This window comes from Dyadobacter sp. BHUBP1, from assembly GCF_050587785.1.
In the GTDB taxonomy this organism is placed as follows: Bacteria; Bacteroidota; Bacteroidia; order Cytophagales; family Spirosomataceae; genus Dyadobacter.
Genome location: NZ_JBOBIH010000003.1, coordinates 671,847 through 696,365 on the forward strand (window position 1 = coordinate 671,847; position 24,519 = coordinate 696,365).

Sequence of the window (24,519 nt, forward strand, 5' to 3'; positions counted from 1 at the left end):
AGGCTGGCTCAGCGCGGCTGCGGGAGGTATACGATGAACGTGGCTCCCTTTCCTGGCTGGCTTTGGGCCGTAATATAACCGTGGTGGTTTTGAACCACTTTTTTACACAAAGCCAGGCCTATACCGGAACCCGAGAACTCGCTCCGCCCGTGCAGCCGTTGGAACATCTGGAAAATGCGATCGAGGTAAATCTCGTCGAAGCCGATGCCGTTATCGGTCACTTCGAGGCGAATGTAGGGATGATCAGGCAAAAGTTTTGGTAACGTCGCCTTTTCCGCTTCACTCACAGCCCGGTACGAAAGCCTGATCACCGATTGTTGGTCGGGTAGCCGGTATTTGATCGCATTGCTGATCAGGTTTTGCATAAGCTGTGCAAGCTGCGGGCCATTGCCCCAGACAACGGGCAGGTCGTTGACAATGATATCGGTCTTTTGCTCCTGAATCGATATTTCCAGGTCGGCCAGCACCGAATGTACGATTTCATCCAGCCTTATTTCGCCAAATTCGCCTTCGCGCGTGGTGAGGCGGGAATAGGCGAGCAGGTCGTCGATCATCGCCGACATTCTTTTTGAAGCATCCTGAATGCGGTTCAGCATGTATTTGCCGTTGTCATCGAGCTTGTCGGAATAGGTCGAAAGCAGACGTGAACCGAACGACTGGATTTTCCGTAGCGGCTCCTGCATGTCGTGGCTGGCGGCGTAGGCAAACTGTTGAAGGTTGTTATTGGAATTGACCAACTCAATATTGGCCTGGTGCAATTCATCGGTGCGCTGGCCCACCCGCCGTTCCAGCTCGCTGGCCAGTTGCCGGTACCGTTCTTCACTCTGTTCGAGCTCCTGCCGGGACATTACCTGCTCGGTCACGTCCACAGCCATGTCCAGGATGGCATATACCTCGCCTCTCGAATTTTTCAGGGGTTTATAAGTGTAGTCGTAATAAAATGTTTGCAGCCGGCCATCGACCACCAGGTCGGCTCTCGCCCCTTGCTCCGAATGCGCTTCACCGGTTTTGTAAATGCGGTCGAGAATACCGAGAAACGGCTGCCCTTCGAGCTCTGGCAATGCTTCCCGAAGCGGCTTGCCTATTACCGAGCGTCCTTTTCCCCACACTTTGAGCATCGCTTCGTTCGGGATATCAATGACCATATCTTTCCCTACAAACAATGCGGTAGCCACAGGTGCCTGTTCAATCAGGGTCCGTAAATGCTCTTCATTCACTTTCAGCCGCTGTTCCGATTCAATGCGGTCGGTAATGTCCATCACAATGCCGGACAGTGAAATAGCTTTACCCATGCTATCATACAAGTACCGTCCCAGTACTCTTACCCAATGTACAGAAGAGTCATTCCAGATAAATCGGGCTTCGTAGCGCAGTTCTCCGCTGTCTTCTGCTTCTGTATAGGCACGATCGCGGATGCCGATGTCATCGGGATGAAGGCTTGCGAGCAGAATATCCCGGGTCATATTGGCCGCCTCGCTGCCGGTAATAATCCGCGCCATGGTAGGTGAGTAAATAATCTCGTTAGTGGCCAGCGTCACCATAAACGACCCCGCTCCCGAGCCTTCGATGGTCATGGCCGCCTGCTGGTCGGCCCAGGCTATTTTCTCCTGACTTGTAACCTCGGCTGTGATTTCGCGGGAGATGCCTGAGAAACGGTAGGGAGTGCCGGTCTGATCGAAATACGCCTGCCCCGTGCAATGCAGCCAGCGAAGTTTGCGGTCGCTGGCGCCGATAACCCGGTAGCGGACGTCATAAATAGCCCTCACTGACGGGTCGAGCGCACGTTCGACGGCCTCGATCACTCTCGTGCGGTCATCGGGATGTATAAGTTGGACCAGGCCCTCATAATGCATCTCTGTATCGGCCGGGTAGCCGTATAGTTCTTTACAACGGTCGTTGAACAACGCTGTTTTATCGATGGGATTAAGGTTCCAGGTGCCAAGCTGGGCTGCCTGCATCGCGAACCGGAGGTTCTCCTCGCTTTCTTCCCTGGCTTTATCCGATCGAAGCTGCTGCGAAATATCCATCATCGAGCCCACTATGCGTACGGGTTTGCCTCGGCCCTGGATCGTGTACCCGCGGTCGTGGACGTGCGCATATGAGCCGTCAGCCCGGCGGAACCGATAGAAATTCGACCAGTTGCTTTCTCCCTTTTCGATAACCTGGTAAATCTTCTTCACCACCTGCTCCTGGTCGTCGGGGTGGATACGGTCGAACCAGGAGTTGGGCCCGCTCTCGATATCTTCCGGGCGGTAGCCGAAAATCTCCTGCATCCCCTCGTTCCACCAGACCGATCCCCTCGCCAGGTCCCAGTCCCAGACCACGTCATGGGTAGCTTTTGCCACAAGTTTAAACCGTTCGATTGCCAGCAGCAAATCGTTCTCAGGCTCATTCAGGGTACTATTTGTCATTGTAAAAACTTGCTCAGGTTTACGTATCTCGGCATTTAGAGGCAGTCACACGTTATAAAAGTACGGATATTAGGTTAAAAGCAATGGTGGTTACTTGTGACGCCCGTTCAAGTAAAAACCTCGCCGAAATCGCTTTAACCATCATTAGAAAAAAGCATACTAGCCCCAAACCGATTGTGTCATGAGGAAACAACCATTCTACTTTGCCTGCGCTGCTGCCCTGGCGTTCGCCGGGTGTATCATGATCCAGCCGACTGGGAAGCCGGTTTCGCTTTTCGACGGGAAAACTTTCCAGGGGTGGGAGGGAGACACGATTAAAACCTGGAAAATTGAAAACGGCAGTATTGCCGGCGGCTCACTGGAAGAGAACGTGCCTCATAACGAATTCCTGTGTACGCGTAAGGAGTATTCCAACTTTATATTGAAGGTTAAATTTAAACTGACCGGCCACGAAGGCTTTATCAACACGGGCGTTCAGTTCCATAGCGCACGGCTGCAAAATCCGCCTTATGAAATGACGGGCTATCAGGCCGATCTGGGCGATAAATACTGGGCGAGTCTTTATGATGAATCGAGGCGGAACAAAACATTGATTGCTCCCGACTCTGCATTGGTCGAGAAAATCGTAAAACGGAACGATTGGAACAACTACGAAGTGCATAGCCGGAACGGTCACATTCAGCTTTTCCTGAACGGCACAAAAACGGTCGATTATACGGAACCCGATAAATCCATTCCGCAAAAAGGATTGATAGGCCTGCAAATCCACGGAGGAGGGAAAGCCAAAGTATTTTACAAGGATATTATGATTGAAGAACTCTGAAAGGAAGCGGGCGGCATTTCAAATGTCGCCCGCTTCCCTTTAGCATTACTTCCAGATGCCGAGCAAGCGGCGGGCTACGATGATCTCAGCCAGGTGGTAGGAGTTGTGGTCGGCAATCAGCATCGCTTCGCGGACGATATTCTGCCCGCTGCCCCATGGCAGGGGACTGAAAAGGTCCTTTTTCTCATTTTGTAACAGCTGGAAAAATCGTCGCTGGTCGTCGTTAATCTCCCTGAGACTTTCTTCCCATTGCTGATCACTCACACTGTCCGTTGGCTCGGGCCAGTATTCGTCGGGCCAGATGAGCGTTTTATAATCCTTTGAAATGGAAAAGTCTACAATATCCTTCTGGGCGATCCGGATGTGCTCCATGAGTTGCCAGATACTGTACGGCAGGTTATCGGGAATTACGGTGCGCAGGTTGGCCGGGATACCGGCAAGCGCCTCATCGAGGGTAACGTGAGCGTTTCCGCCCCTGATGAGATCAATCAGTTCATTAGTCAGTTTTTTTCGCTGGTCGGCGTGCATGGAACATTAGTTATTAGTGGGTGGGGAATTCGTCTGCAAAATGTACATATTTTTGAATTACCTGTGCATCGAATCGCGAATTGATTAAATTGGGAAATCATCTTCTTAAACCTTTGAAATTCTTCAAATGAAGCCTAATCGCCGTAGTTTTCTCAAAAATGTAACAGCCGCGTCTGCACTGTTAGCCACGGAAAGCATTGCCAAGCCTTTTCACATTATCAGGGACCTCAAAAAAATCAGTCCCAATGACAAGATCCGTTTCGCGACGATAGGAATGGGTATCCAGGGGCACAGCGACACTAAAGCGGCGCTGCGTAGCTCCCAGGACGTGGAGTTCGTCGCTGCCGCCGATTTGTACGACGGTCGTCTCACCCGGGTGAAGGAGCTTTATGGAAAGGATATTTTTACAACGCGCGACTATCGCCAGATACTCGAAAGAAAGGATATCGACGCAGTCCTAGTCGTGACGCCCGACCACTGGCACGACCACATCACCAAAGCTGCACTGCAGGCCGGTAAGAATGTATACTGTGAAAAGCCGATGGTGCACCACATTAATGAAGGCCTGTCCGTGATTGATGCCTGGAAGAAATCCGGCAAAACGATGCAGGTTGGTAGCCAGCGGATCAGCTCGGCTTCGTTTAAGGAGGCGAAACGCTTGTTTCAGGCGGGTGAGATCGGTGAGATCAACTATGTGGAATCCAATAACGACCGTTTCAATGCCATCGGCGCATGGAACTACTCCATTCCGACCGACGCTTCGCCGAGTACAGTGGATTGGGATACCTACCTGGGCGATGCGCCCAAGCGTGCATTCGATGCAAAACGCTTTTTCCGTTGGAGAAACTACCAGGATTATGGTACCGGCGTGGGTGGAGACCTCTTTGTGCACCTCATTACCGGCGTGCATTTTGTGACCAACTCGCTCGGCCCCGAGCGCGTGATGTCGTCCGGGGAACTTAGCTACTGGAAAGACGGCCGCGATGTGCCAGATGTGCTCGTCTCGATCCTCGATTACCCCAAAACCGATATTCATGCCCATTTCCAGATGGTACTCCGCGTAAACTTTGCGAATGCGGGCGCCATAGCGAACAATACCCGGATCATCGGCACTGAAGGGCAGATTGAATTTACCGAAAACAACCTGGTACTCACGAAAAAGAAACTGCCCAAAGCGCCTGGTATGGGCGGTTACGATAGCTTCAATACCTTCTCAGAAGCGCAGCAGAAAGAGTTTAAGAAGCAATATGATGCTCAATATCCGGAAGATACCCGGAAAGCGGAACCCGTAAAAGAAGTGCGGTTTGAAGCACCGAAAGAGGATGACGCGCACGCTAACCATTTCAGGGACTTCTTCGAAAATGTGAAAAAAGGTAGTGTTGGAACCGTTGAAGACCCGGTATTCGGCTTCCGTGCGGCGGCTCCAGTGCTGGCGTGTAATGAAAGTTATTTCAGCAAAAAGATCGTTCATTGGGACCCTGTCGCAATGAAAATAAGGAAGAAATAAAAACCTTCGTACCGGGCGGGAGATGCAGAACATCTCCCGCTTTTGTTGTTTCAACCCAAATCCAACTATTCCTGGTATGAAGATCATTTCTGCGATCGCGTTAGCAGCAATGCTGACTGTCCCGGCGCTTGCCCAGACGGGGAAGGTGCTCGATAATCTGTCGTTGCCCTCCAAGGTGCTTAAATCCGAAAGGAAGTTTGCCGTTTATCTGCCGCCAGATTACGCGTCCTCCGAGCGGAGTTATCCCGTGATGTACCTGTTGCACGGCGCTGGCGACGACCATACCGGTTGGGTACAGTTCGGTGAAGTGCTGCATATTGCCGATAAAGCAATCAGTGAAGGGACTGCCACACCGATGATCATCATCATGCCGGATGCGAACACGGGTAGGAGAGGGTATTTCAATGACGTGAAGGGCGACTGGAACTACGAGGACTTCTTCTTCACTGAGCTCATGCCGTATGTTGAGAAGAAATTCCGCATTAAAAGTGAAAAGCGCTATCGCGCCATTGCCGGGCTTTCGATGGGAGGTGGCGGAAGCTTTATGTACGCACTACACCATCCCGAGCTGTTTTCATCGGCCTGCCCGCTCAGCGCATCCACCGGCCCGATCACCGTGGAAGATGCTAAAAAGAACCTGATCCGGAATAATCCGAATATCGCCGATTCGACGGTCGAACGATATTACAACCGGCACAGCGCGCTGGCACTGATCAACAACATCGCCGAAGATCAGAAAAAGGCCGTACGCTGGTATATCGATTGCGGTGACGATGATTTTCTGTATGAAGGGAATAGTCTCGTTCACATTGCGTTACGCAAAAAAGAAGTGCCGCACGAGTTCCGTGTACGCGACGGCGGGCACACATGGACTTACTGGCGCGAGTCGTTGCCGGAAGTACTGGCATTTGTTTCCAAAGCATTCCATCAGTATTGATCGCCATGGTACAGGACGTTTTGCCAGGCATCAAACAATTTGATCTTACCGGAAAGGTCGCCATTGTCACGGGAGGTTCCAAAGGCCTTGGCCTGGCTATGGCGGCCGGTTTGGCTTCCGCGGGCTGTGCTATCTTGTTGGTCAACCGGAGTGCTGTCGACGGTGAGCGCAGCGCCGCCGAACTGTGTATTTCATTCGGGACGCGTGTGCTTTCTTATGCCGGCGATATTACCAGCGAACAGCAGGTGCTTGCCATGGTGGCTTTTGCCCTGGAAAGTTTCGGGAAGATCGATATTCTGATCAACAGTGCGGGGATCAACATCCGCGGGCCGATCGACGAGCTGTCCCCGGCAGATTTCAAACACGTTATGGATGTGAATGTAACCGGTACCTGGCTGGTATGCCGGGCTGTCGCGCCGCATATGAAAGCACGGCACAGTGGCCGCATAATCAACCTGGCAAGTACGCTGGGGCTGGTGGGGCTCGCCAACCGTACACCTTATACTGCTAGTAAAGGGGCCATCGTGCAAATGACACGTGCGCTGGCATTGGAGCTTGCTCCTTACGATATTATGGTGAATGCCATATGCCCCGGTCCGTTCCTTACCGAGATGAATATCCCCATTGCCGAAAGCGATGATGCACGCGATATTATCCTGGGTGCTACGGCGCTACGCCGCTGGGGGCATTTGCACGAAATCCAGGGTGCCGCCATCTTTTTAGCCAGTGATGCGGCCAGCTACATGGTAGGTTCCATTCTGACAGTCGATGGCGGTTGGACAGCCCGCTAATCGTGTTTTTATCTTGTAAAATATAATTTTTAAAAGATTCAACCGTTTAGCAGCGCATGGCGGCTTTTACGTCTGCAAAAATCACGTAAGTTTCTGCAAAATTGGTATTACTATCTTCATAAAATGCCGTTTCCGCGCAATGGAAGCGGTTTTTTGTTGCATATCGAACTAGTTGCTGCGTATAGAGACCGGTTAATGGTATACGTCAAGTAACTAGTGGTTATTTTTCAAGAAAACATATTCAGAAAGCAGGAATGCTTGTTTATGTAAATAATTTCATATCTTTTTGTACATCCGGTTACTCATATAATCCATCTCGGTATTGCCGGATTAAGAAATATAACATTTTCGAGTTTATCTCCCCTGTCAAGTTTAAATAAATCGCCCTCCGGTTACGAGTGAGATTTTAAGAATAGGATTATAGGAATTTTAAGTAAGACAAATTGTGTATGGTAGACACTTATCTGACTTGTTGAAAAACAATGGCTTATGCATGAAACCCAGTTGTAATATCTTTTCTTTTTTTTATAATTTTTTTAACTATCTACTATCTATCTATACTTAATCTATGATGATTTCTGAACGGGAAAAGTACCGTAGCCTAACGCGGTACTTTTACTCCCTTCTGCTGACCTTGCTGGTCATGACTGGTGCGTACGCTCAGGACGTAACGGTGAAGGGAAAAGTGAATGATGAGCAGGGGCAGGGGTTGCCCGGCGTGAGCGTCCTGGTCAAAGGGACATCGACAGGTACGGTAACGGACATTGAGGGGAACTATACTGTGAATGCGCCGGGTACGGCGACGCTCGTGTTTTCTTTCATCGGGTACATTACACAGGAGATCCCGCTGGGCAACAAAACCAGCCTGGACGTGAAAATGGCAACGGATACCAAGGCACTTGACGAAGTCGTGGTCGTGGGTTATGGTACTGCCAAGAAAGCAACCCTGACCGGTTCGGTAACGGCCGTGAAAGGAGCTGAGCTTCAAAAAGCACCTTCGACCAACCTCTCAAACACATTGGGTGGCCGTTTGCCGGGTGTTTCAGCGGTACAATCGAGCGGTGAGCCAGGTTACGACGGCTCGGCAATCCGGATCCGCGGTACCAACTCATTGGGTAACAGCAATGCGCTGATCGTGGTGGACGGTGTTCCCAACCGTTCAGGCGGTCTCGATCGCCTGAACCCTGCCGACATCGAGAGTATTTCGGTGCTGAAAGATGCGGCTGCGGCGATCTACGGTTCACGTGCAGGTAACGGGGTTATCCTGATCACGACGAAGCGCGGAAAGAGTGGCAAGCCGCAACTTTCCTATGACTTGAACCTGGGTATAGGCCAGCCTACGCGCACGCCTAAAATGTCGAATGCTGCGGAATATGCGACCATCCGTAACGAATTGCAGATATACGACAACCTGCCTGTGAACCAATGGCAAGGTGCATTGCAAGGCTTCAATGCCAACGGTGCTTACACCCGTACCGATAATGGTAATGTACTGAGCGCGGTATTCACCCCGACCGACCTCCAGAAGTTCCGCGACGGCTCCGACCCGCTGATCCATCCGAATACCGACTGGTACGGCTCGGTGATCCGCAATTGGTCACCACAGCAACGCCATAACCTGCAATTGACCGGTGGTAGCGAGAACATCAAATACCTCGCTTCATTGGGCTATATCAATCAGGAAGGTAACTACGTGAATTCGGCAACAGGTTACAAGCAGTACGACATGCGTGTGAACCTCGACACGAAGATCAACAAATACGTAACCGCAAAGCTCGGTGTGGTAATGCGGGAAGAGTTCCGTCGCTTCCCGAATGGCGGTGGCGCGGGCGATATTTTCCGTATGCTGATGCGTGGCAAGCCTACCGAAATCGCGATCTGGCCGGACGGGCGTCCTGGTCCGGATATCGAAAACGGTCAGAACCCTGCGGTGATTACAACCAATACAACGGGTTACAACAACGACAAGCGCGATTACATCCAGACCAACGGCCAGCTGGACATCGACGTTCCCGGCGTACCGGGCCTGAAAGTGACGGCAATGGCCGCGATAGATAAGCAAATGCGTCGCCAGAAATCGTTCCAGAAGCCATGGACGCTTTATTATTGGGATAAAAAGACCTATGAAGAAGATGGCGTAACCCCGTTCCTGACAGGAACCGTGCGGTCGACATTCAGCGATCCGCGTTTGACAGAAACTTCTTCACAGGAGCTTTCCATTCAGCTGACCGGCCAGGCTTCTTACGAGAAGACCATCGGCTCGCACAACTTCAACGCCATGGTGGGCATCCAGCGCGAGACTGTGGATGCGGACGGTTTCTTCGCTTACCGCCGTTACTTCATTTCGCCGGTGGTTGATCAGCTTTTCGCGGGTGGTACACCAGAGCAGAACATTGGCAACTCAGGTACCAACAATGGTGACCTGTACAAACGTGCACGTTTGAGCTACTTCGGTCGCGTGGGTTACAATTTCAAAGAGAAATACCTGGCCGAGTTCCTGTGGCGCGCGGATGGCTCCTACGTGTTCCCGAAAGACGGTCGTTTCGGTTTCTTTCCGGGGGTATCGGCAGGCTGGCGTATTTCCGAAGAAGGTTTCTGGAAAAACAATATCCGCTTCGTGAACAACGTGAAACTGCGTGCTTCATGGGGACAAATGGGTGCCGAGCCTTACTTGCTCGGAACAGAAACGTTGGCTGAATATCAATACCTGAATACTATGGGCTTTGGTACGTACATTATCAACGACCAGGTAGCTAAGACTTTGCTCGAAAGCCGTGTTGCGAACAACACATTTACCTGGGAGGTTGCCAACAACTCCAATTTCGGTATCGAAGGTACTTTGTGGAAAGACCGCATTGCATTTGAAATCGACTACTTTATCAATAACCGTTCGAAGATCCTGATCCCGAAAACGGGCTCTACGCCTTCCAGCGCGGGTATCGATGGCAAGCTTCCACCTCAAAACCTGGGTAAGCTGCAAAACAAAGGATGGGAATTCAAAGTGAGCTACGACGGCGCGATCGATAACTTTACCTACTCGGTGGGTGTGAATGGGGGTTATGCTAAAAACACGATCAAGTATTGGGATGAAACACCGGGCGCTCCTTCATACCAGCGCACAACCGGAAAGCCTTACCAGGCATTCCTTGCTTACCAATACGACGGTGTTTTCGCGGACCAGGCTGCCATCGATGCAAATACATTGGATTACAGCGGCATTACCGGAACACTCCGCCCGGGCGATATGAAGTTCAAGGACATCAACGGCGACGGCAAAATTACCGCTGATGACAAAGTGCGTTCTGAAAAAACCAACCGTCCGCAATTCACCGGCGGTGTGAATATCAACCTCGGCTACAAGTCTTTCGACCTGTCTATCCTTTTCCAGGGAACAATGGGCGGCTTGCAGTACATCGGACAAACCGAGTCGGGTGACATTGGTAACTACCTGAAATACGCCTACGATCACCGCTGGACGATCGACAACCCAAGCTCGACCGATCCTCGCCTGGCTAACCGTAACAACACTTATTATACCAACTTCGATAATGCAGGTGCAAACACCTATTACCTGAAAAGCAATAACTACCTGCGTCTGAAAAACATCGAGCTGGGTTATAACCTGCCTTCGGAGCTTGGTTCGAAGATCGGTGTGAGTAACCTGCGCGTGTATGTAAACGCATTGAACCTGTTTACGATCGACAAGATCAAGATCTGGGACCCGGAAGCGACTTCTACCAACGGGCAATACTATCCGCAGTCGCGAGTTCTTAATGCAGGTGTACGTGTAACTTTCTAAGATTAAAAAAATGAAACTGAGTTATAAAAATTGGATTTTTCTGGCGGCTCTGGCCACATCCGGGCTGGTGTCGTGCGACACTGACTTCCTGGATGTAACACCGCCCACCGAAATTCCTACCGATGAGGTCTGGAAAGACGGCGCTTTGGCCGAAGGATTTGTGACAGGTATTTATCAGGGCTTGCAGCAAGGTGGTTTCAGCGAGCAAATGCTGGCATCGCTCACAGACGAAGCTGTATTCACCCACACAGGTCGTAACATCAACACAGTGAACGAGGGGAGTTTAAGCCCTTCCAACCTGGGTTGGGTAGATGATACTTACGGATGGGGACCTATGTACACCCGTATCCGCGCCGCCAACCAGGCGATCCAGTCGCTGCCGACTTCTACTTTCACTGACCAGACTTTGAAAGACCGTCTGAAGGGTGAGGCACACTTCCTACGCGCCTATTACTACCAACAGCTGGTACGCTACTACGGATCGGTGCCCTTGATCACGAAAGTGTATGCATTGAACGAAGATTACTCCGTAGCACGGAATACTTTCGAGGAATGCGTGAAGTTCATCGTAGCGGATTGCGACAGTGCTGCCGCATTGCTGAAAGGCAAGCCAGAGCAGAAGGGACGTGCTTCGGAAGTTTCCGCATTGGCGTTGAAATCCCGGATTTTGCTGTATGCTGCGAGCGACCTGCATGACGTTCCTACTGCCAAAGCAAAATCTGCATTGATAGCTGCCTATCCAAATCCTGAGTTCCTGGGTTATACCACCGGCGATCGCAAGGCGCGCTGGACAGTCGCTCAGGCTGCTGCGAAAGCGGCGTTGGATCTGAAAGCAGGCTACAAACTTAACCTGACTGCTCCCGTTACCGCGGCGCAAGGTAAGACCAACTACATTTCAATAGCTATGGCCGGATACAGCGCCGATAAAACACTGGATGCTTCCGGTGGTGACGACATTATCTTTGGCCGTTATTTCACTGCCAGCCAGACGTCGGATGGAGCGCGTCAGACCGGTTTGAACAACGGTCCAAACGGTTATCACAACTGGGCGGGTAACACGCCAATCGGTTTGCTTGTGGATGACTATGAAATGATGGACGGTACGCCGTTCTCGTGGACCAATCCTACTCACAAGGCTAATCCTTACGTAAACCGGGATCCGCGTTTCTATGCAACGGTAATGTATGATGGCGCTCCGTGGAAGCCACGTCCTTCCGATGCCAAAGACCCTGCTAATCAGATCCAGACCGGTTCCTATGATTTGCTCGACGAGAAAGGCGTATTGTTCAACCGTAAGGGGCTTGATACCCGCAGCAGCACGATCGAAGACTGGAACGGAAGCCGCACGGGTTACTACATGCGCAAGTTCATCGACCCGAACCCTGCATTGTACGACAATACCGATCGTCAGAATATCCCGTGGCCGTTCTTCCGCGTAACCGAGGTGGTATTCAATTACATCGAGGCGAGCATTGAGTTGGGACAGGATGCCGTTGCATTGGAATGGCTGAACAAGATCCGTTTCCGCGCAGGTATGCCGGCATTGAAAGTCTCGGGTGCTGCTTTGAAAGAAGCTTACCGTCATGAAAAACGCATTGAAATGGCTTACGAGGAGCAACGCTACCACGATGCACGTCGCTGGATGATCGCTCCAACTACGCTGGGCCGTTCGTTGCAGTTCATTACCGTGATCGGTAAGTTCAAGCCGGGCAAGTCGATGAGAGAGCCGTACCATTACGATCCGACCGTTTACGACTATACCTACACACCAACCGAGGACAAATCGCACGAAAACCGTACGTGGGTGGATAAGATGTATTTCCGTCCGTTCAGCCGCGACGAGATCAACCGGAATGCGAAACTGGTTCAGAACCCTGGTTACGACAAGTAGCAGATTTTGAGCCGACTATCTGGTCACTGCCCGTGCTGTTACAGTACGGGCAGTTTTCGTTTTTGAGGTTTTTTGAAGACAAATTCCCACAAACCGTGGATTTAGGTAAACACTATTAAACTTGTGGGATATTTGTAATTAATTCATAATCAGATTTTTGTAAATTTTGGCATAATCCTGTTTAACTAGATAAGCACAGTGCGAATGCACGAGGTCAAAAACATTAATAGTTGTCTAAAAAACAAGGATTATGAAAAAGCTAGTAGTATCGGCATTTGCCCTGGCGCTCATCTCGTTTACTTCCGTTCGGGCTCAAACGGCCAATCAGGCGACGGCTGATCATTCAGCACATAAGGAAGCGGTTGCTCAGAAAACAACGAAGGCAGACCAAAAGGAGAAGGTAGCCGTAAAAACCGAGGACCTGCCGGAAGGGGTTCAGAAGACAATCAAAAGCGATGACTTTAAAGGATGGACGGTTAAGAAAGCATTTCTGGTAACCGAGCCGGACAAAGCTCAATATTATGAATTGCAAGTAGCGAACGGCAAGGAAAATGCCCTCGTGAAACTCGATAAAGATGGAAGAAATGTAGGATAACCATAGTATTCCTTCATGAGTCAGTGACTGAGCCGGAGCGATCCGGCTTTTTTTGTTTCCGGGTCGGTTGCTAACTTTAACGTCGTATTTAAAAAAGCCTAACCCATCACTGGATGACCTTAGTTCTACGTTCTGTTTGCTGCATGGCCGCAGCTTCGTTCCTTCTCTTTAACTGCGCCGCCAGAAAACAATCCACGCCTGTCGGCAGCCAGCTTGCCAGCACCGATTCACAAGGCAAGGAGCTCTTTACCACGCATTGCGTTTCCTGCCACGCCATGGAGCAGGAGGAGATCGGGCCACGCCTGGGCGGTGTTACAAATGTGCTCTCGGAAAAGGAACTGATCGCATTTATTAAGAACCCGAACCATGCGATCAAGTCAGGTAATGCGCGGGCTGTGAGCCTTTCCAAACGGTACAAGATGATTATGCCGCCGTTTGATTTTTTGAAGGACGAAGAAATCCGGTCGATTCTCGGCTACATTGCCTCAGAAACGAAGGCGCACAACATCGCCCCGCTTGAAGTAAAAATCGATACGGCTTCAAATACCCGTCTAACCCAGCCAGTAATCAAAACCGGTCTGAGGATAGAACTGGAAGACTACGTGACGATCCCGCCATCGAGCGATAAAATGCCCCGCACGCGTATCGCGAACATGCGCCCGCACCCTTCGCAAGACGGCACGTTGTACGTGAGCGACCAGCGCGGGCTGATTTACCGGATCAGCGGAAAGGAGGTAACGACTTTCGTCGATCTGAGAAAGGATATCGAAGATTTTGTCAACGAACCCGGCCTGGGTACCGGCCTGGGCAGCTTCGCATTCCATCCGGATTACCTTCAAAACGGGTTGATTTATATTACCCATACGGAAACTCCGAAAGGGAAGCCTGCCGATTATTCGTACAACGACTCCATTAAAGTAGCATTACAATGGGTGGTTTCGGAATGGAAAACCGATGATGTTAAAAGTCCGGTTTTCAAAGGGAAAAGAAGGGAGTTACTCCGCATCAATGTGCCTAATGTGGTGCACGGCACGCAGGATATTGGTTTCAATCCCGATGCAGGGAAAGGGGACAAGGATTATGGCTTACTATATATTGGTACTGGCGACGGCGGCTCCACGATCAGCAAATATCCCCAGCTTTGCCATAGCTTGCATTCGCTGCTCGGCACGATCATCCGTATCGATCCTCTTGGGAGCAATAGCAAGAACGGGCATTACGGCATTCCGGCCGATAATCCGTTCGTGAATGAGCCCGGTGACATTTATAAAGAGATATATGCCTACGGTTTCCGCAACCCGCACCGTTTGGCATGGCATGGTGGAAGGCTGTTCAGCGCGGAAGTGGGCGAGTCGAATTTTGAAGAGGTGAATGTGATCGTAAAAGGCGGCGATTACGGCTGGAATGTGCGTGAAGGAAACTTTGGCATTTCTTCCAAAGACCTCAAAAATGTGTACCCCGCACCCGCAGCGGAAACCGGTAAGTTTGAAAGGCCCTTTTTACAATACGATCATATCGACGGAAATGCAATCAGCGGCGGTTACGTGTATGAAGGCCCGATAGCGGCCCTAAGGAACAAATACATCTTCGGGGATATTGTGAATGGGCGTATTTTTTATGCTAACATCGATGCCCGGTTGAGCGACCAGTCGGTATATGAGATGATGATCGTGCGCGACGGAAAGGACACGAACCTGGTCGAAATGTCCGGTTCGAAACGCGTCGATATCCGCATTGAATATAACCGCTTTACCGGGGAGTTATACATCATGACCAAAAGTGACGGCAAGATCCGGCGGGTTAGCAAGGCATATACGTTAAATCAGCCCTGATGGCGCTAAGTAGTTTATAGTGGCCGATAAATAATTGAATTATCCTGATTTTCAACCGGCGCTGTTTCTTTACAGCCCTCATTAAAACGAAAATCAGGACATTTATTATGGCCAATGTTAAAACCGTACTCGACCAATGGTCGGTAAAAGACCTCGAAGACAATTCCAGCATTAATGTACTCGTAGAAAGCTGCACGGAACTCGGCAACAACGCGCAGCCTGGTGTGCAGATCATATGCATGGGACATTACGTCACCTACGAACCCAATATCGTAGAGCAATGGGCTTACAAAGCCGGCAAGCAAGGCATTTCGGAATATTTACTGGAAGACAAATCCTGGACTTATCACGAAGATCAGTACGTGAAATATTTCCTGGTGCTGGGAAGTCCGCTCAAAGCGCGCATTATCGTTAAAACGCGTAGTTCGAAGCCTAATACGAGGGAGTACGACCTCCCTTTTGAAGTCTGACAGGAATATCACTCACACATACACACATACCTGAGATGATCAAGTTCACTTACCTCGCATTGCTGGGTATTTTCTGCGTTATTCTTTTGATTACGGTAGTTTACTACCTGTTGAAACCTACCCCGGCCGGCGACAGTTCGGTGGGGTGGGCGCTCGGAATCTTCTATCTGGCAGGGCTGCTTGGCGTGGTGCTACTGGCAGTCCTGTTCTGGAAAAACAAAACCGTTGGGCTGGCAATTCTTTGCATTCCAATGCTATTTTTCCTGTTGCCGACCATCCAGCGCGGAGCGCAGAATTTATATGCCTGGTTTCCAACCCAAAAGCACGGCCCGCTCACATTGCACATTGTCAACAACACGCCGGCGCTCGTCAATGTGAAGTTGGAATGCTGGTTCGATAAGCAAAGCGAAGTGCAGCAGACCCTCTACAAAACCCTGGAATTTACCTCAAAACCGTTCGCGGTCGATCAGCATGTACTCGCAGATTATGATGTGCAGCTACTTTCATCGAAATCTGCATTTGTACGGCTGGTATTCTTCGAATGCTTGCAGCAAAGCGGAAACGGCTACTCATATGTCCGCGAAGTGCAGCCATGCATGCAATATCACGATGTGCCGATCGAAGATTTCCGCGTGACAGATTACCTGATCACTGTTGACGGGGAAAAGAACTCAGAGGCGTTTCAGGAGGAAGTAAGGAGGTTGAAAACGGACAGTCTTTACACGAACGGTGTATTTTGAAAATCAGAATCTTATGAATTTGATCTTGTCGAAAGTAATACCCTCGCCGCTCGACGTGCAATTGCAGCTGGCGCATGCGCTGGAAAGTAGCGGCGCTTTTTTAATGGCTGACCGCTGGAAAATACTGCTTCTTCGGCCGAATGGAGCCATGGATCTGATATGGCAAACCTCCGATGAGGATATCGCCTACAAATGGAGAAGCTTTTTCGACGACAGGCTTACCGATTCCGTTTACAATGAAACCAGGCGACAGACAAATGGTTGCCGGTTGCTTTCAAAAGAGGACTATCTGCGAGTCGAGGGCTCCGGTCTTTACAAAACAGCCGACACGCTACCGCTGCTTTATGAGGCGCACGACGGTACGTGGATCGCCTTTGCAGGAAAGAAAATCTCAATTGTGAAGTGCGAAGAAGGGCATGCCAGCGAACATGCTGCGACGAAGACCAAAGGCAAAGACCCGATTTGCAGGGCTTTGCACCCCCTGCAAAACCTGATTGCTTATGGAACCAATCACGGAGAACTCTTCGCACAGCCATTTGATCAGAACGGGTTTGGCAAAACGATCAAAATCAGTGAGCTTCCCAATACATGTTATCAAATAACTTTTTCAGGCGACGGTAAAAGATTGTTCGTTGGAGGCTTGGGTTACATCAAAATGTTTGAATATGACAGCAAAAGTTTTACCGAAATGGCTTCTATCTCCTCGGCGCTCCGGTCGTTCGAACTCGCGGAGGATTATCTGGTGCTTAACAAAGGAATGCACGGCATCGATGTCATCAAAGTGACGGACAGGCTGCAACGGATCGACTCAATGGACTTGCCGTTTTCGATCGATAAAATGTTCTATCTCGCTTCGCAAAAGACTTTTTTGCTGACCTCCGGATCCACGAACGAATGGGCGTTACTCAACTGGTAGGCGGAACTACAAGTAAATCTTCACCATCTCCCGCCAGTACCTCGGGCGGTGTGCTTCATCGTCCCAAATGTAAAACTGGTGGGGTACGTTGAGCTGGTGAAGCGAGTCGCTTAAATGGCGATTATTGTCCAGAAAAATATCTTCGCGTCCGATCACGAGCGTGATTTCCATTTTCCTCAATTGTTGAAGCAGCTCGGGATCCGAAATGCCCGGAACAAAGTGATTGGGCATGTTGTAGTAAACGTTTTCATCAAAATACCCGTCGAAGAGGTCGGCGAAATAGGGTAGCGCCTGTGTAAGATCGTAGCGCGCGCTCATGCCTACGACTTTTGTGAAAATGTTGGGATGCTTGAATGCGATATTGACGGCGTGGTATCCTCCAAGACTGCAACCTGCTGCTATGAGCTCGCGCTTTTTGTTCTGTATGCGAATAAACGGGATTACTTCTTCCAGAATGTATTTTTCGTATTGTATGTGGCGGGCAATGCGCAGCGGAGGAGGGGCATCTGAATAAAAGCTTTCGCTATCGATGCTGTCGACGCAGTAGACCTGTATATAACCGGCGTCGATTTTTTCTTTCATCGCATCGATGACCCGCCAGTTTTCGAAATCATAAAAATGGGCTGAGCGTGTCGGGAAAAATATGACGGGGGTTCCCGAGTGACCGAATACAAGCATTTCCATCGACTTATCCAAAATCGGACTAAACCACTTGTGGTACGCTCTTTCCATGGCGAAGAGGTTTGTTTAAGAAGTTTTTTGAAGTGCCCCGTTAACGGCATATATGTTTTCACTGATCACTTTCTTCCAAATTGCATAACCATCTGCGCTCAAATGCAGCCCGTCCGCCTCGAAAAGCGACTTCCGTGGATAACCCTGGTAGTTCACCATCAGCGGGAAAATATCGATATAATGCTGATGCGGGTCCTTTTCGGTTTCTTCGCGGATCAGCTCATTGGCAGCCCTGATCGAGGTGATGATATCCCATCGTTGCAAGCTGGGTTTTATCGATACAAAAAAACAGGGAATCTCCCCGAAACGCCCCCGAATCAATGCGATCAGCTGGCGGTAGAACAGCAGTACCTCCGTGGGGTGACGGCCGTCGCCCAGGTCGTTGTCGCCTGCGTAAATGACCATGCGGGTCGGGGCCGTCACGGTGGTCATAATACGTTCGAAGAACCATACGCAAGCCGCCAGCGTGGAGCCGCCGAATCCCAGGTTGATCGGTTTGAGTTCCGCAAAATCCTGGTACAATCCCGTCCACAGTGTGAAGCTCGAACTTCCGTAGAAGATCGTATCGGGTTCATAATTTAACGCGGACCGTTCTTTTTCGACTCTTTGTACTTCTTCTTCGTACCAGACCATATTTCCTGATTTTAGGTATCTCGCTGATTTTGGGTGTCTAACCGTAAAAATAAATACGGGAAATTAACAGATGGTTAAATAATGGTCATGGGAACGAGAATTATCAAAATAATCGAGCCAATCGTCGTCGGTATACTACAAGAAATGTAATTTTTTATAAATCGGTTACAACCATCGGTCGCTGTTCGGGTTCTCTGCATTATAATTCAAACTACTATTGGCATGAAAAGAACGATTTTACTCGCATTGATCTGTTTTGCAGCTATTTCCTGCGACAAGAAGGACGACGCAGCACCTCAGGCTGACCTGAATCCAACCAGCCTGACCTACCAGAAAGCAGCAACGGTCCGTACTTCCGGCAGCGATCTGAAAGTGGAGCTCAAAGAGGTGACCGACAGCCGCTGCCCGGTGAACGCCAACTGCGTTTCGATGGGAAGCGCGAAATTGGTGCTCGCGATATCCGATGCTTCGAGTCAGGTTAATGTGAATTTCGAATTCAAGGGTGATTCCAAGAACCAACAGGGTTTCAAGCTGGGAGGAACAGAGTATGTACTGACTGTCTCGGAGGTACTTCCTTACCCCGAACTTCCCAAGTCACCCAAGCTGGAAGATTACAAGATCGGAGTATCCATCGAAAAAAAGTAATAGATTCAGATTTGGTGTGAAATGCAGCAAAAGGAGTCAGGTGTATCCTGGCTCCTTTTCTCATTTTTGGCGTTTCAGGTGCGCCCAATGCGATTTGTTCGTAACTTGAACACTTCTAGAACCCATAAACCAGCCAATGAAGCCTATTTTTTCAAGACGGGAGGCGCTGGCCGGACTGGCTGCCGCCGGTGCCGGACTGGCATTGAGCCCGTTTTCTTCCTCAGCCCATAACGACCTCAAAATGATTTTGGAAAGAAAGATCCCGTCGACCGGCGAACGCCTGCCGGTAGTTGGCCTGGGCTCCTGGCAGCAGTTCGATGTCGGAGCCGGTGTTTCCGAGCGCGCACCGTTGAAGGAGGTTTTGCAAAAAATGCAGGAAATGGGCGGGAAAGTCGTCGATGCTTCACCCATGTACGGGCGAGCGGAGCAGGTAATCGGCGACCTGACTACGGATTTGAAGCTGAATGAACAATTTTTCTTTGCCACAAAGGTGTGGACAACCGGCAAGCAGGAGGGGATCGATCAGATGAATGCGTCGTTGCGGAAAATGAGGCGAAAAAAGATTGATCTGATGCAAGTGCACAACTTACAGGATTGGGAGACCCACCTGAAAACACTTAGGGATTGGAAAGCCGCCGGAAAGGTCCGTTACATTGGGATTACCCACTATACCGATGCTTCTCACACGCGCCTGGAACAGATTGTAAAATCGGAAAACATCGATTTTGTACAGTTCAACTATTCGATACGTTCGCGGAATGCGGAAAAAAGCCTGCTGAAAGCTGCCAAAGACAAAGGCGTGGCGGTGATCATCAACGAGCCATTCGAGCAGGGCGCTTTGTTCCGGGCGGTGAAAGGAAAGGAGCTGCCCGCCTGGGCCGGCGATTACGATATCAGAAGTTGGGCGCAATTTTTTCTGAAATATATCATCAGCAATGATGCGGTCACTTGCGTGATACCAGGTACTTCTGATGTGAAGCACCTGGTAGACAATCTCGGCGCCGGAGAAGGACGGTTGCCCGACGAAGCGGGCAGGAAGAAAATGCGCGAGTGGATGGCCGGAATTTGACTATTCCAATGCGAATGCTACATATTGGTTCCCCTTTTTAGTACCGAGCTTTGTACCGCCGCAGGCTATCACCACATATTGCTTTCCATTGACTTCATACGTGGCGGGTGTAGCAAACCCCGCAGCCGGCAATTGTGTTTCCCAAAGCAATTCGCCGGTTTTTTTATCAAACGCCCTGAACTTTCCGTCTTTCGTGGCAGCGATAAAAAGCAACCCGCTGGCCGTTACCACCGGTCCGCCATAGTTTTCGGTACCGGTGGTCGGGACGCCTTTCGCTTTAAGGGATTCCACCTCACCAAATGGGATTTTCCAAAGGAACTTGCCGGTGTTCAAATCGATCGCGCTGAGTGTGCCCCACGGCGGCGAAATCGCAGGCAGGCCGTTGGCGTCGAGGAATTTGTTGTAACCGGTACTTTGATAGGGCAGATAGATCTTCTTCGAAACAGGCGTTTCAGAAACAGCCTCCACTTTTTCATCTCCAAACAGGAATGACACCAATGCCTGCTTTTCATCGGTCGTCAGCATCGTGAAGCCGGGCATCATGCCCTTCCCTGAACTTACCAGCTGGTTTACGAACGCCTTATCGCGGCGTGTGCCAATGTCGATAAGAGATGGATAGCCGCTTTTGGCATTACCTTTCCTCTGAGGCCCATGGCATGTTACGCAATAGGTGGTGTAAACCTTCTCGCCGGGGCTCAGATTGGATAGCTCGCTTTCTTTCGGCGTGTCTTTCATCGTCAGGATCCACGCCATTTCATTGCTGTTCACATACAGGATTCCCTCGTCCGGATCAGCAGCTGCGCCACCCCATTCAGCGCCGCCGTCGAAGCCGGGCAGGATTACCGTACCTTCTTTGCTTGGCGCTGCAAAAAGGGCTTTTTTGTAGCCTTTAAATTTGATTTTCAACGAATCGCGGTCGGGTGCGTGGATGCTGATATCATTCTCGGTCAGGGTGTAGGCTTGGCGTGCGTAGGGTACCGGTTTGCTCGGTACGGGCTGGGTGGGCCATGGATATTCACCGGGTAATGCGTCTTTTGGCGCGGCAACTTCCTTGATCGGAAACAACGGCTTACCTGTCAGCCTATCGAACAGGAATACGTAACCCTGCTTGCTGACCTGCGCCACCGCGTCGATCTTGCGGGGTTTACCGTCAGCTCCGGTTTGCGTGACGCTAATCAGGTTAGGCGGAGCAGGAAGGTCGCGGTCCCAGAGGTCGTGGTGCATGGTCTGGTAGTGCCAGAGGCGCTTGCCGGTGCGCGCGTCGAGCGCGAGCAGACAGTTGGCAAACAAGTTGGCCCCCTTGCGTTTGCTACCGTAAAAATCATAACCCGCCGATCCGGTGGGTACATACAGAATGCCGCGCTCGCGATCGATGGCCGTGCCCGCCCAGTTATTGGCGGCACCGGTGAATGTGTTTTTGTACGCGTCGGGCGGAAACGTTTCGTAGCCAAACTCGCCGGGATATGGGATGGTATGAAACGTCCAGGCGAGCTTACCTGTACGCACATTGAATGCCCTCAGGTCGCCCGGAGCCGCGTCTGACTCTTCCGAAAGCCTCAACGGCATGATGATCAGATCCTCGAAGATTGTCCCCGGCGTGTTGGAAACCATGTATTTGTTTTTAGCGCTTTCGGGAAGCCCGGTGTGGAGGTCAATGCGCCCCTTGTCGCCAAAGCGCTCGATTAATTTCCCCGTGCGCGCGTCGAGGGCGTACAGATAGGAGCCCATTGCATGCAGGATGCGTTTATCGTCCCCATCTTCCCAATAAGTCAGACCACGGCTGGTATTGGAGCCGTTTTTGGATTTATCACCGAATAGCCAGAGCTGTTTGCCTGTGGCCGCATCGAGGGCGAAAGCCTGCACGGTGGCCGTAACCCCGTATAGCACGCCGTTTACCACGATCGGGTTTACCTGGGTTTGTCCCGAGTCAGGCATGGACCAGGTCCAGGCCACTTTCAGGTTTTTGACATTATCCTTATTGATCTGCGTCAATGAAGAGAAATGATTGCGGTCGGGGCCGCCGAGGTACTCACGCCACTCGCGTTTGTCGTCTTTTTGGTCAGAAACTGTCCGTGCGCCGGCGAGTATCAAGGCAAGGCCGCCGATACACCACGATAAGGGTTTTAACATACAAACTTCAAGAGTCAGATATAGAAAGAAGGTTACTCAAAGCGGGCGTTCACGGTAATACCCGGCCAGGAGTCGGTACGGAATGCGCTGGCCGGGAAGCCATCGGTATTGTACAGGTTGGCATCTTCCGGTGCATCCGACCATGCGTAGCGGACGGCGACGGGCTTGCCCACTTTCGGGCTCGAAACGATCACCTTGTTACCCTGGATCTCCGCTTTCGCGTAGTGAAAAACCTTATCGTCACCTGCTATTTCAAAGCCTTTCAAATATCCGTAACGGTCCTTGATCGTGAGACCGTTTTCCGCATTTTTAAATGAAACAATGGCCTTATTTCCGTCCACCTGCATTTGATCGTAAAGCGGGGAAGCGTAAGGGATGTTCTGGCCGTAATCCTGTTTCAAAGCGTGGGTTGCCAGGCGGTGGGCTACGTCTTGTTTGTTGGTCGGGTGAATGTCGAAGGGATTACCTACGTCGGTAGTGACGGCCATACCGGTTTTAGGGAGGCTCAACGTCATGTTTTGAGCCTCGCGGAGCTCAGCCCAGTTGCTTCCCTTGTTGCTGTCGCGATCGGTACCGAAGCTGGATAATTGTACCCAGTAAAACGAGAAATCATCGTTCCAAAGCTTGCGCCAGTCGTTGATCATGAGCGGAAACGATTGGCGGTACTGGTAAGCGCGACCTGCATTACTTTCACCCTGGTACCAAAGCGCACCGCGTATTCCAAACGGGAGCAACGGCACGATCATGGCATTGTAAATAGTGGTACCCACATTGTTCATCAGGTGGGCGTACTCGTGCTTTTCGGCGAACGCGGGCATCAGGTACCAGTCTTTGGCGAGGCTCGTTTTGCGGCTTCCGTCTTCCACGTAGAGGTCATTAGCCGAACCCATCAGCCCGGGACCAAACCACGAGGCACCTACCATATTGCCGGTTTTGAGGGTCAGGATATTTCTACCTTCCTTCCATGTGCCGGCGGGTAGCTGTATTTTCCGCGCGCCTTTCGCAGCGCTTTCATGGACGGGTTTGCCGTTAATATACACTTCAACAGGTCCGTCGTTTTCTGCCAGTGAAAGGGTCGTTTGTTTCCCCGCCCAGTCGGAAGGGATTGATACCTCTTTGGCCATGTAACCTTTGCCGCGGAAACCCATAAGGCCTTTCCAATCCCATTGCCCCACACCGTCGGCGGTTTTTTGCCAGCTGGTAAAATCTACGTCCGGCGAAATGTATTTCTTTTCATCCTCCCAGGTCGGCTCGTAAGATGCATTCTTGAAAAGCTGCTTTTTTAGCTTCTTATCCATAATTGCATCCGCTTCCTGCCACGTTTTGGGCAGGTTTTGAGCATAAGAGCGCAGTTCTTCATTGCTCAGCATGGCTTCCTTGCTGATCCAGCCCTCTATTTGAGAGCCTCCCCACGACGAATGCAGGAGGCCGATCGGTACGTGCAGTTTTTGATAGAGCTCGCGGGCAAAAAAGAAGCCCACGGCAGTGAAGCCGCCGACGGTCTCCGCACTAGCTACCTTCCATTCCCCGGCTGAAAGGTCCTGTTCGGGTTGAAGCGTCACCAGGTGGTCGACGCGGAAATGGCGGATCTGCGGAAACTCGGCGTTTTTGCGCTCCTCCTCATAATTTTTGGCCGCCGAAACCGGCCACTCCATATTCGATTGCCCCGAGCAAAGCCAGACCTCTCCGATCAGGACGTCGTTCACGGTGGCATTACCCGATTTGGCGCTTACCTGCAACGAATGCGGCCCGCCGGCTTCCAGGGCTTTGAAATTCACCCGCCACTTGCCGGATGCATCCGCTTTTGTATCCATAGATTGTCCCGCCAATGTCACTTTCACTTTTTCGCCGGGTTTGGCCCATCCCCACACGGGAATCGGCTTTTGGCGCTGAAGAACTACGTGATCGGAAAAGAGGCGGGCAAACTTGACCTGGGCAAACGACGATGTCGCGCAGGCGAGGAGCAGCACTATAAGTATTCGTTTCATTGAAAGGCAAAGTTGATTTTTGATTACCTATAAATGCCGGAAGTGGTCATATTCTACTGGAATAATGGGTCGCTACGTCCGG

19 protein-coding genes are annotated in these 24,519 nt (G+C 50.8%); 13 read left to right on the top strand and 6 right to left on the bottom strand.

The annotated features are described in order from the left end of the window. Nucleotides 1–8: 8 nt before the first annotated feature. On the bottom strand, nt 9–2,411 hold the full coding sequence (locus ACQ4MZ_RS15050; RefSeq protein ID WP_430845894.1) for a PAS domain-containing sensor histidine kinase: 2,403 nt from the start codon (nt 2,409–2,411) through the stop codon (nt 9–11). Between the two features lie 181 nt (nt 2,412–2,592). Between ACQ4MZ_RS15050 and ACQ4MZ_RS15055 the strand changes: the two genes are divergently transcribed. Then, nucleotides 2,593–3,234, top strand: coding sequence for a 3-keto-disaccharide hydrolase (locus ACQ4MZ_RS15055; RefSeq protein ID WP_430845895.1), 642 nt, complete (start codon nt 2,593–2,595; stop codon nt 3,232–3,234). Nucleotides 3,235–3,279: 45 nt separating this feature from the next. On the opposite strand, the gene ACQ4MZ_RS15060 is transcribed toward ACQ4MZ_RS15055, so the two are convergent. Beyond that, nucleotides 3,280–3,762, bottom strand: coding sequence for a DinB family protein (locus ACQ4MZ_RS15060; RefSeq protein WP_430845896.1), 483 nt, complete (start codon nt 3,760–3,762; stop codon nt 3,280–3,282). 127 nt (nt 3,763–3,889) lie between these two features. Here ACQ4MZ_RS15060 and ACQ4MZ_RS15065 point away from each other — a divergent pair, with 127 nt between their 5' ends. The 10 genes from ACQ4MZ_RS15065 to ACQ4MZ_RS15110 all read left to right on the top strand — a co-directional run bounded on the left by ACQ4MZ_RS15065 (nt 3,890) and on the right by ACQ4MZ_RS15110 (nt 17,240). Next, a complete protein-coding gene (locus ACQ4MZ_RS15065) occupies nt 3,890–5,269 on the top strand; it encodes a Gfo/Idh/MocA family protein (RefSeq protein WP_430845897.1) in 1,380 nt (459 codons plus the stop codon). A 76-nt stretch (nt 5,270–5,345) separates the two neighbouring features. Continuing rightward, on the top strand, nt 5,346–6,206 hold the full coding sequence (locus ACQ4MZ_RS15070; RefSeq protein WP_430845898.1) for an alpha/beta hydrolase: 861 nt from the start codon (nt 5,346–5,348) through the stop codon (nt 6,204–6,206). A 5-nt stretch (nt 6,207–6,211) separates the two neighbouring features. After that, nucleotides 6,212–6,997, top strand: coding sequence for an SDR family NAD(P)-dependent oxidoreductase (locus ACQ4MZ_RS15075; RefSeq protein WP_430845899.1), 786 nt, complete (start codon nt 6,212–6,214; stop codon nt 6,995–6,997). 568 nt (nt 6,998–7,565) lie between these two features. Then, the gene (locus ACQ4MZ_RS15080; protein WP_430845900.1) at nt 7,566–10,796 is read left to right on the top strand and encodes a SusC/RagA family TonB-linked outer membrane protein; all 3,231 of its coding nucleotides are present in this window, start codon (nt 7,566–7,568) and stop codon (nt 10,794–10,796) included. 10 nt (nt 10,797–10,806) lie between these two features. Continuing rightward, nucleotides 10,807–12,687 carry a RagB/SusD family nutrient uptake outer membrane protein gene (locus tag ACQ4MZ_RS15085; protein WP_430845901.1) on the top strand — a complete coding sequence of 627 codons (1,881 nt, stop codon included), beginning with the start codon at nt 10,807–10,809 and terminating at the stop codon, nt 12,685–12,687. Between the two features lie 250 nt (nt 12,688–12,937). Then, entirely contained in the window at nt 12,938–13,282 is a 345-nt protein-coding gene (locus ACQ4MZ_RS15090) for a hypothetical protein (protein ID WP_430845902.1), read from the top strand. 113 nt (nt 13,283–13,395) lie between these two features. Further along, the gene (locus ACQ4MZ_RS15095) at nt 13,396–15,114 is read left to right on the top strand and encodes a PQQ-dependent sugar dehydrogenase (protein WP_430845903.1); all 1,719 of its coding nucleotides are present in this window, start codon (nt 13,396–13,398) and stop codon (nt 15,112–15,114) included. 107 nt (nt 15,115–15,221) lie between these two features. Beyond that, a complete protein-coding gene (locus ACQ4MZ_RS15100; protein ID WP_430845904.1) occupies nt 15,222–15,584 on the top strand; it encodes a hypothetical protein in 363 nt (120 codons plus the stop codon). A 35-nt stretch (nt 15,585–15,619) separates the two neighbouring features. Next, complete coding sequence (locus ACQ4MZ_RS15105) at nt 15,620–16,324, top strand: hypothetical protein (protein ID WP_430845905.1); 705 nt, start codon at nt 15,620–15,622, stop codon at nt 16,322–16,324. A 13-nt stretch (nt 16,325–16,337) separates the two neighbouring features. Beyond that, on the top strand, nt 16,338–17,240 hold the full coding sequence (locus tag ACQ4MZ_RS15110; RefSeq protein ID WP_430845906.1) for a hypothetical protein: 903 nt from the start codon (nt 16,338–16,340) through the stop codon (nt 17,238–17,240). A 6-nt stretch (nt 17,241–17,246) separates the two neighbouring features. Here ACQ4MZ_RS15110 and ACQ4MZ_RS15115 read toward each other — a convergent pair whose 3' ends face one another. Beyond that, a complete protein-coding gene (locus tag ACQ4MZ_RS15115; protein ID WP_430845907.1) occupies nt 17,247–17,972 on the bottom strand; it encodes an esterase family protein in 726 nt (241 codons plus the stop codon). Between the two features lie 15 nt (nt 17,973–17,987). After that, complete coding sequence (locus ACQ4MZ_RS15120; protein WP_430845908.1) at nt 17,988–18,605, bottom strand: GDSL-type esterase/lipase family protein; 618 nt, start codon at nt 18,603–18,605, stop codon at nt 17,988–17,990. A gap of 222 nt (nt 18,606–18,827) precedes the next feature. Between ACQ4MZ_RS15120 and ACQ4MZ_RS15125 the strand changes: the two genes are divergently transcribed. Beyond that, nucleotides 18,828–19,250, top strand: coding sequence for a hypothetical protein (locus ACQ4MZ_RS15125; RefSeq protein ID WP_430845909.1), 423 nt, complete (start codon nt 18,828–18,830; stop codon nt 19,248–19,250). Between the two features lie 136 nt (nt 19,251–19,386). After that, the gene (locus ACQ4MZ_RS15130; protein ID WP_430845910.1) at nt 19,387–20,319 is read left to right on the top strand and encodes an aldo/keto reductase; all 933 of its coding nucleotides are present in this window, start codon (nt 19,387–19,389) and stop codon (nt 20,317–20,319) included. On the opposite strand, the gene ACQ4MZ_RS15135 is transcribed toward ACQ4MZ_RS15130, so the two are convergent. Then, nucleotides 20,320–22,449 carry a PQQ-binding-like beta-propeller repeat protein gene (locus ACQ4MZ_RS15135; RefSeq protein WP_430845911.1) on the bottom strand — a complete coding sequence of 710 codons (2,130 nt, stop codon included), beginning with the start codon at nt 22,447–22,449 and terminating at the stop codon, nt 20,320–20,322. A gap of 32 nt (nt 22,450–22,481) precedes the next feature. Next, complete coding sequence (locus ACQ4MZ_RS15140; protein ID WP_430845912.1) at nt 22,482–24,437, bottom strand: sialate O-acetylesterase; 1,956 nt, start codon at nt 24,435–24,437, stop codon at nt 22,482–22,484. Nucleotides 24,438–24,519 lie beyond the last annotated feature (82 nt).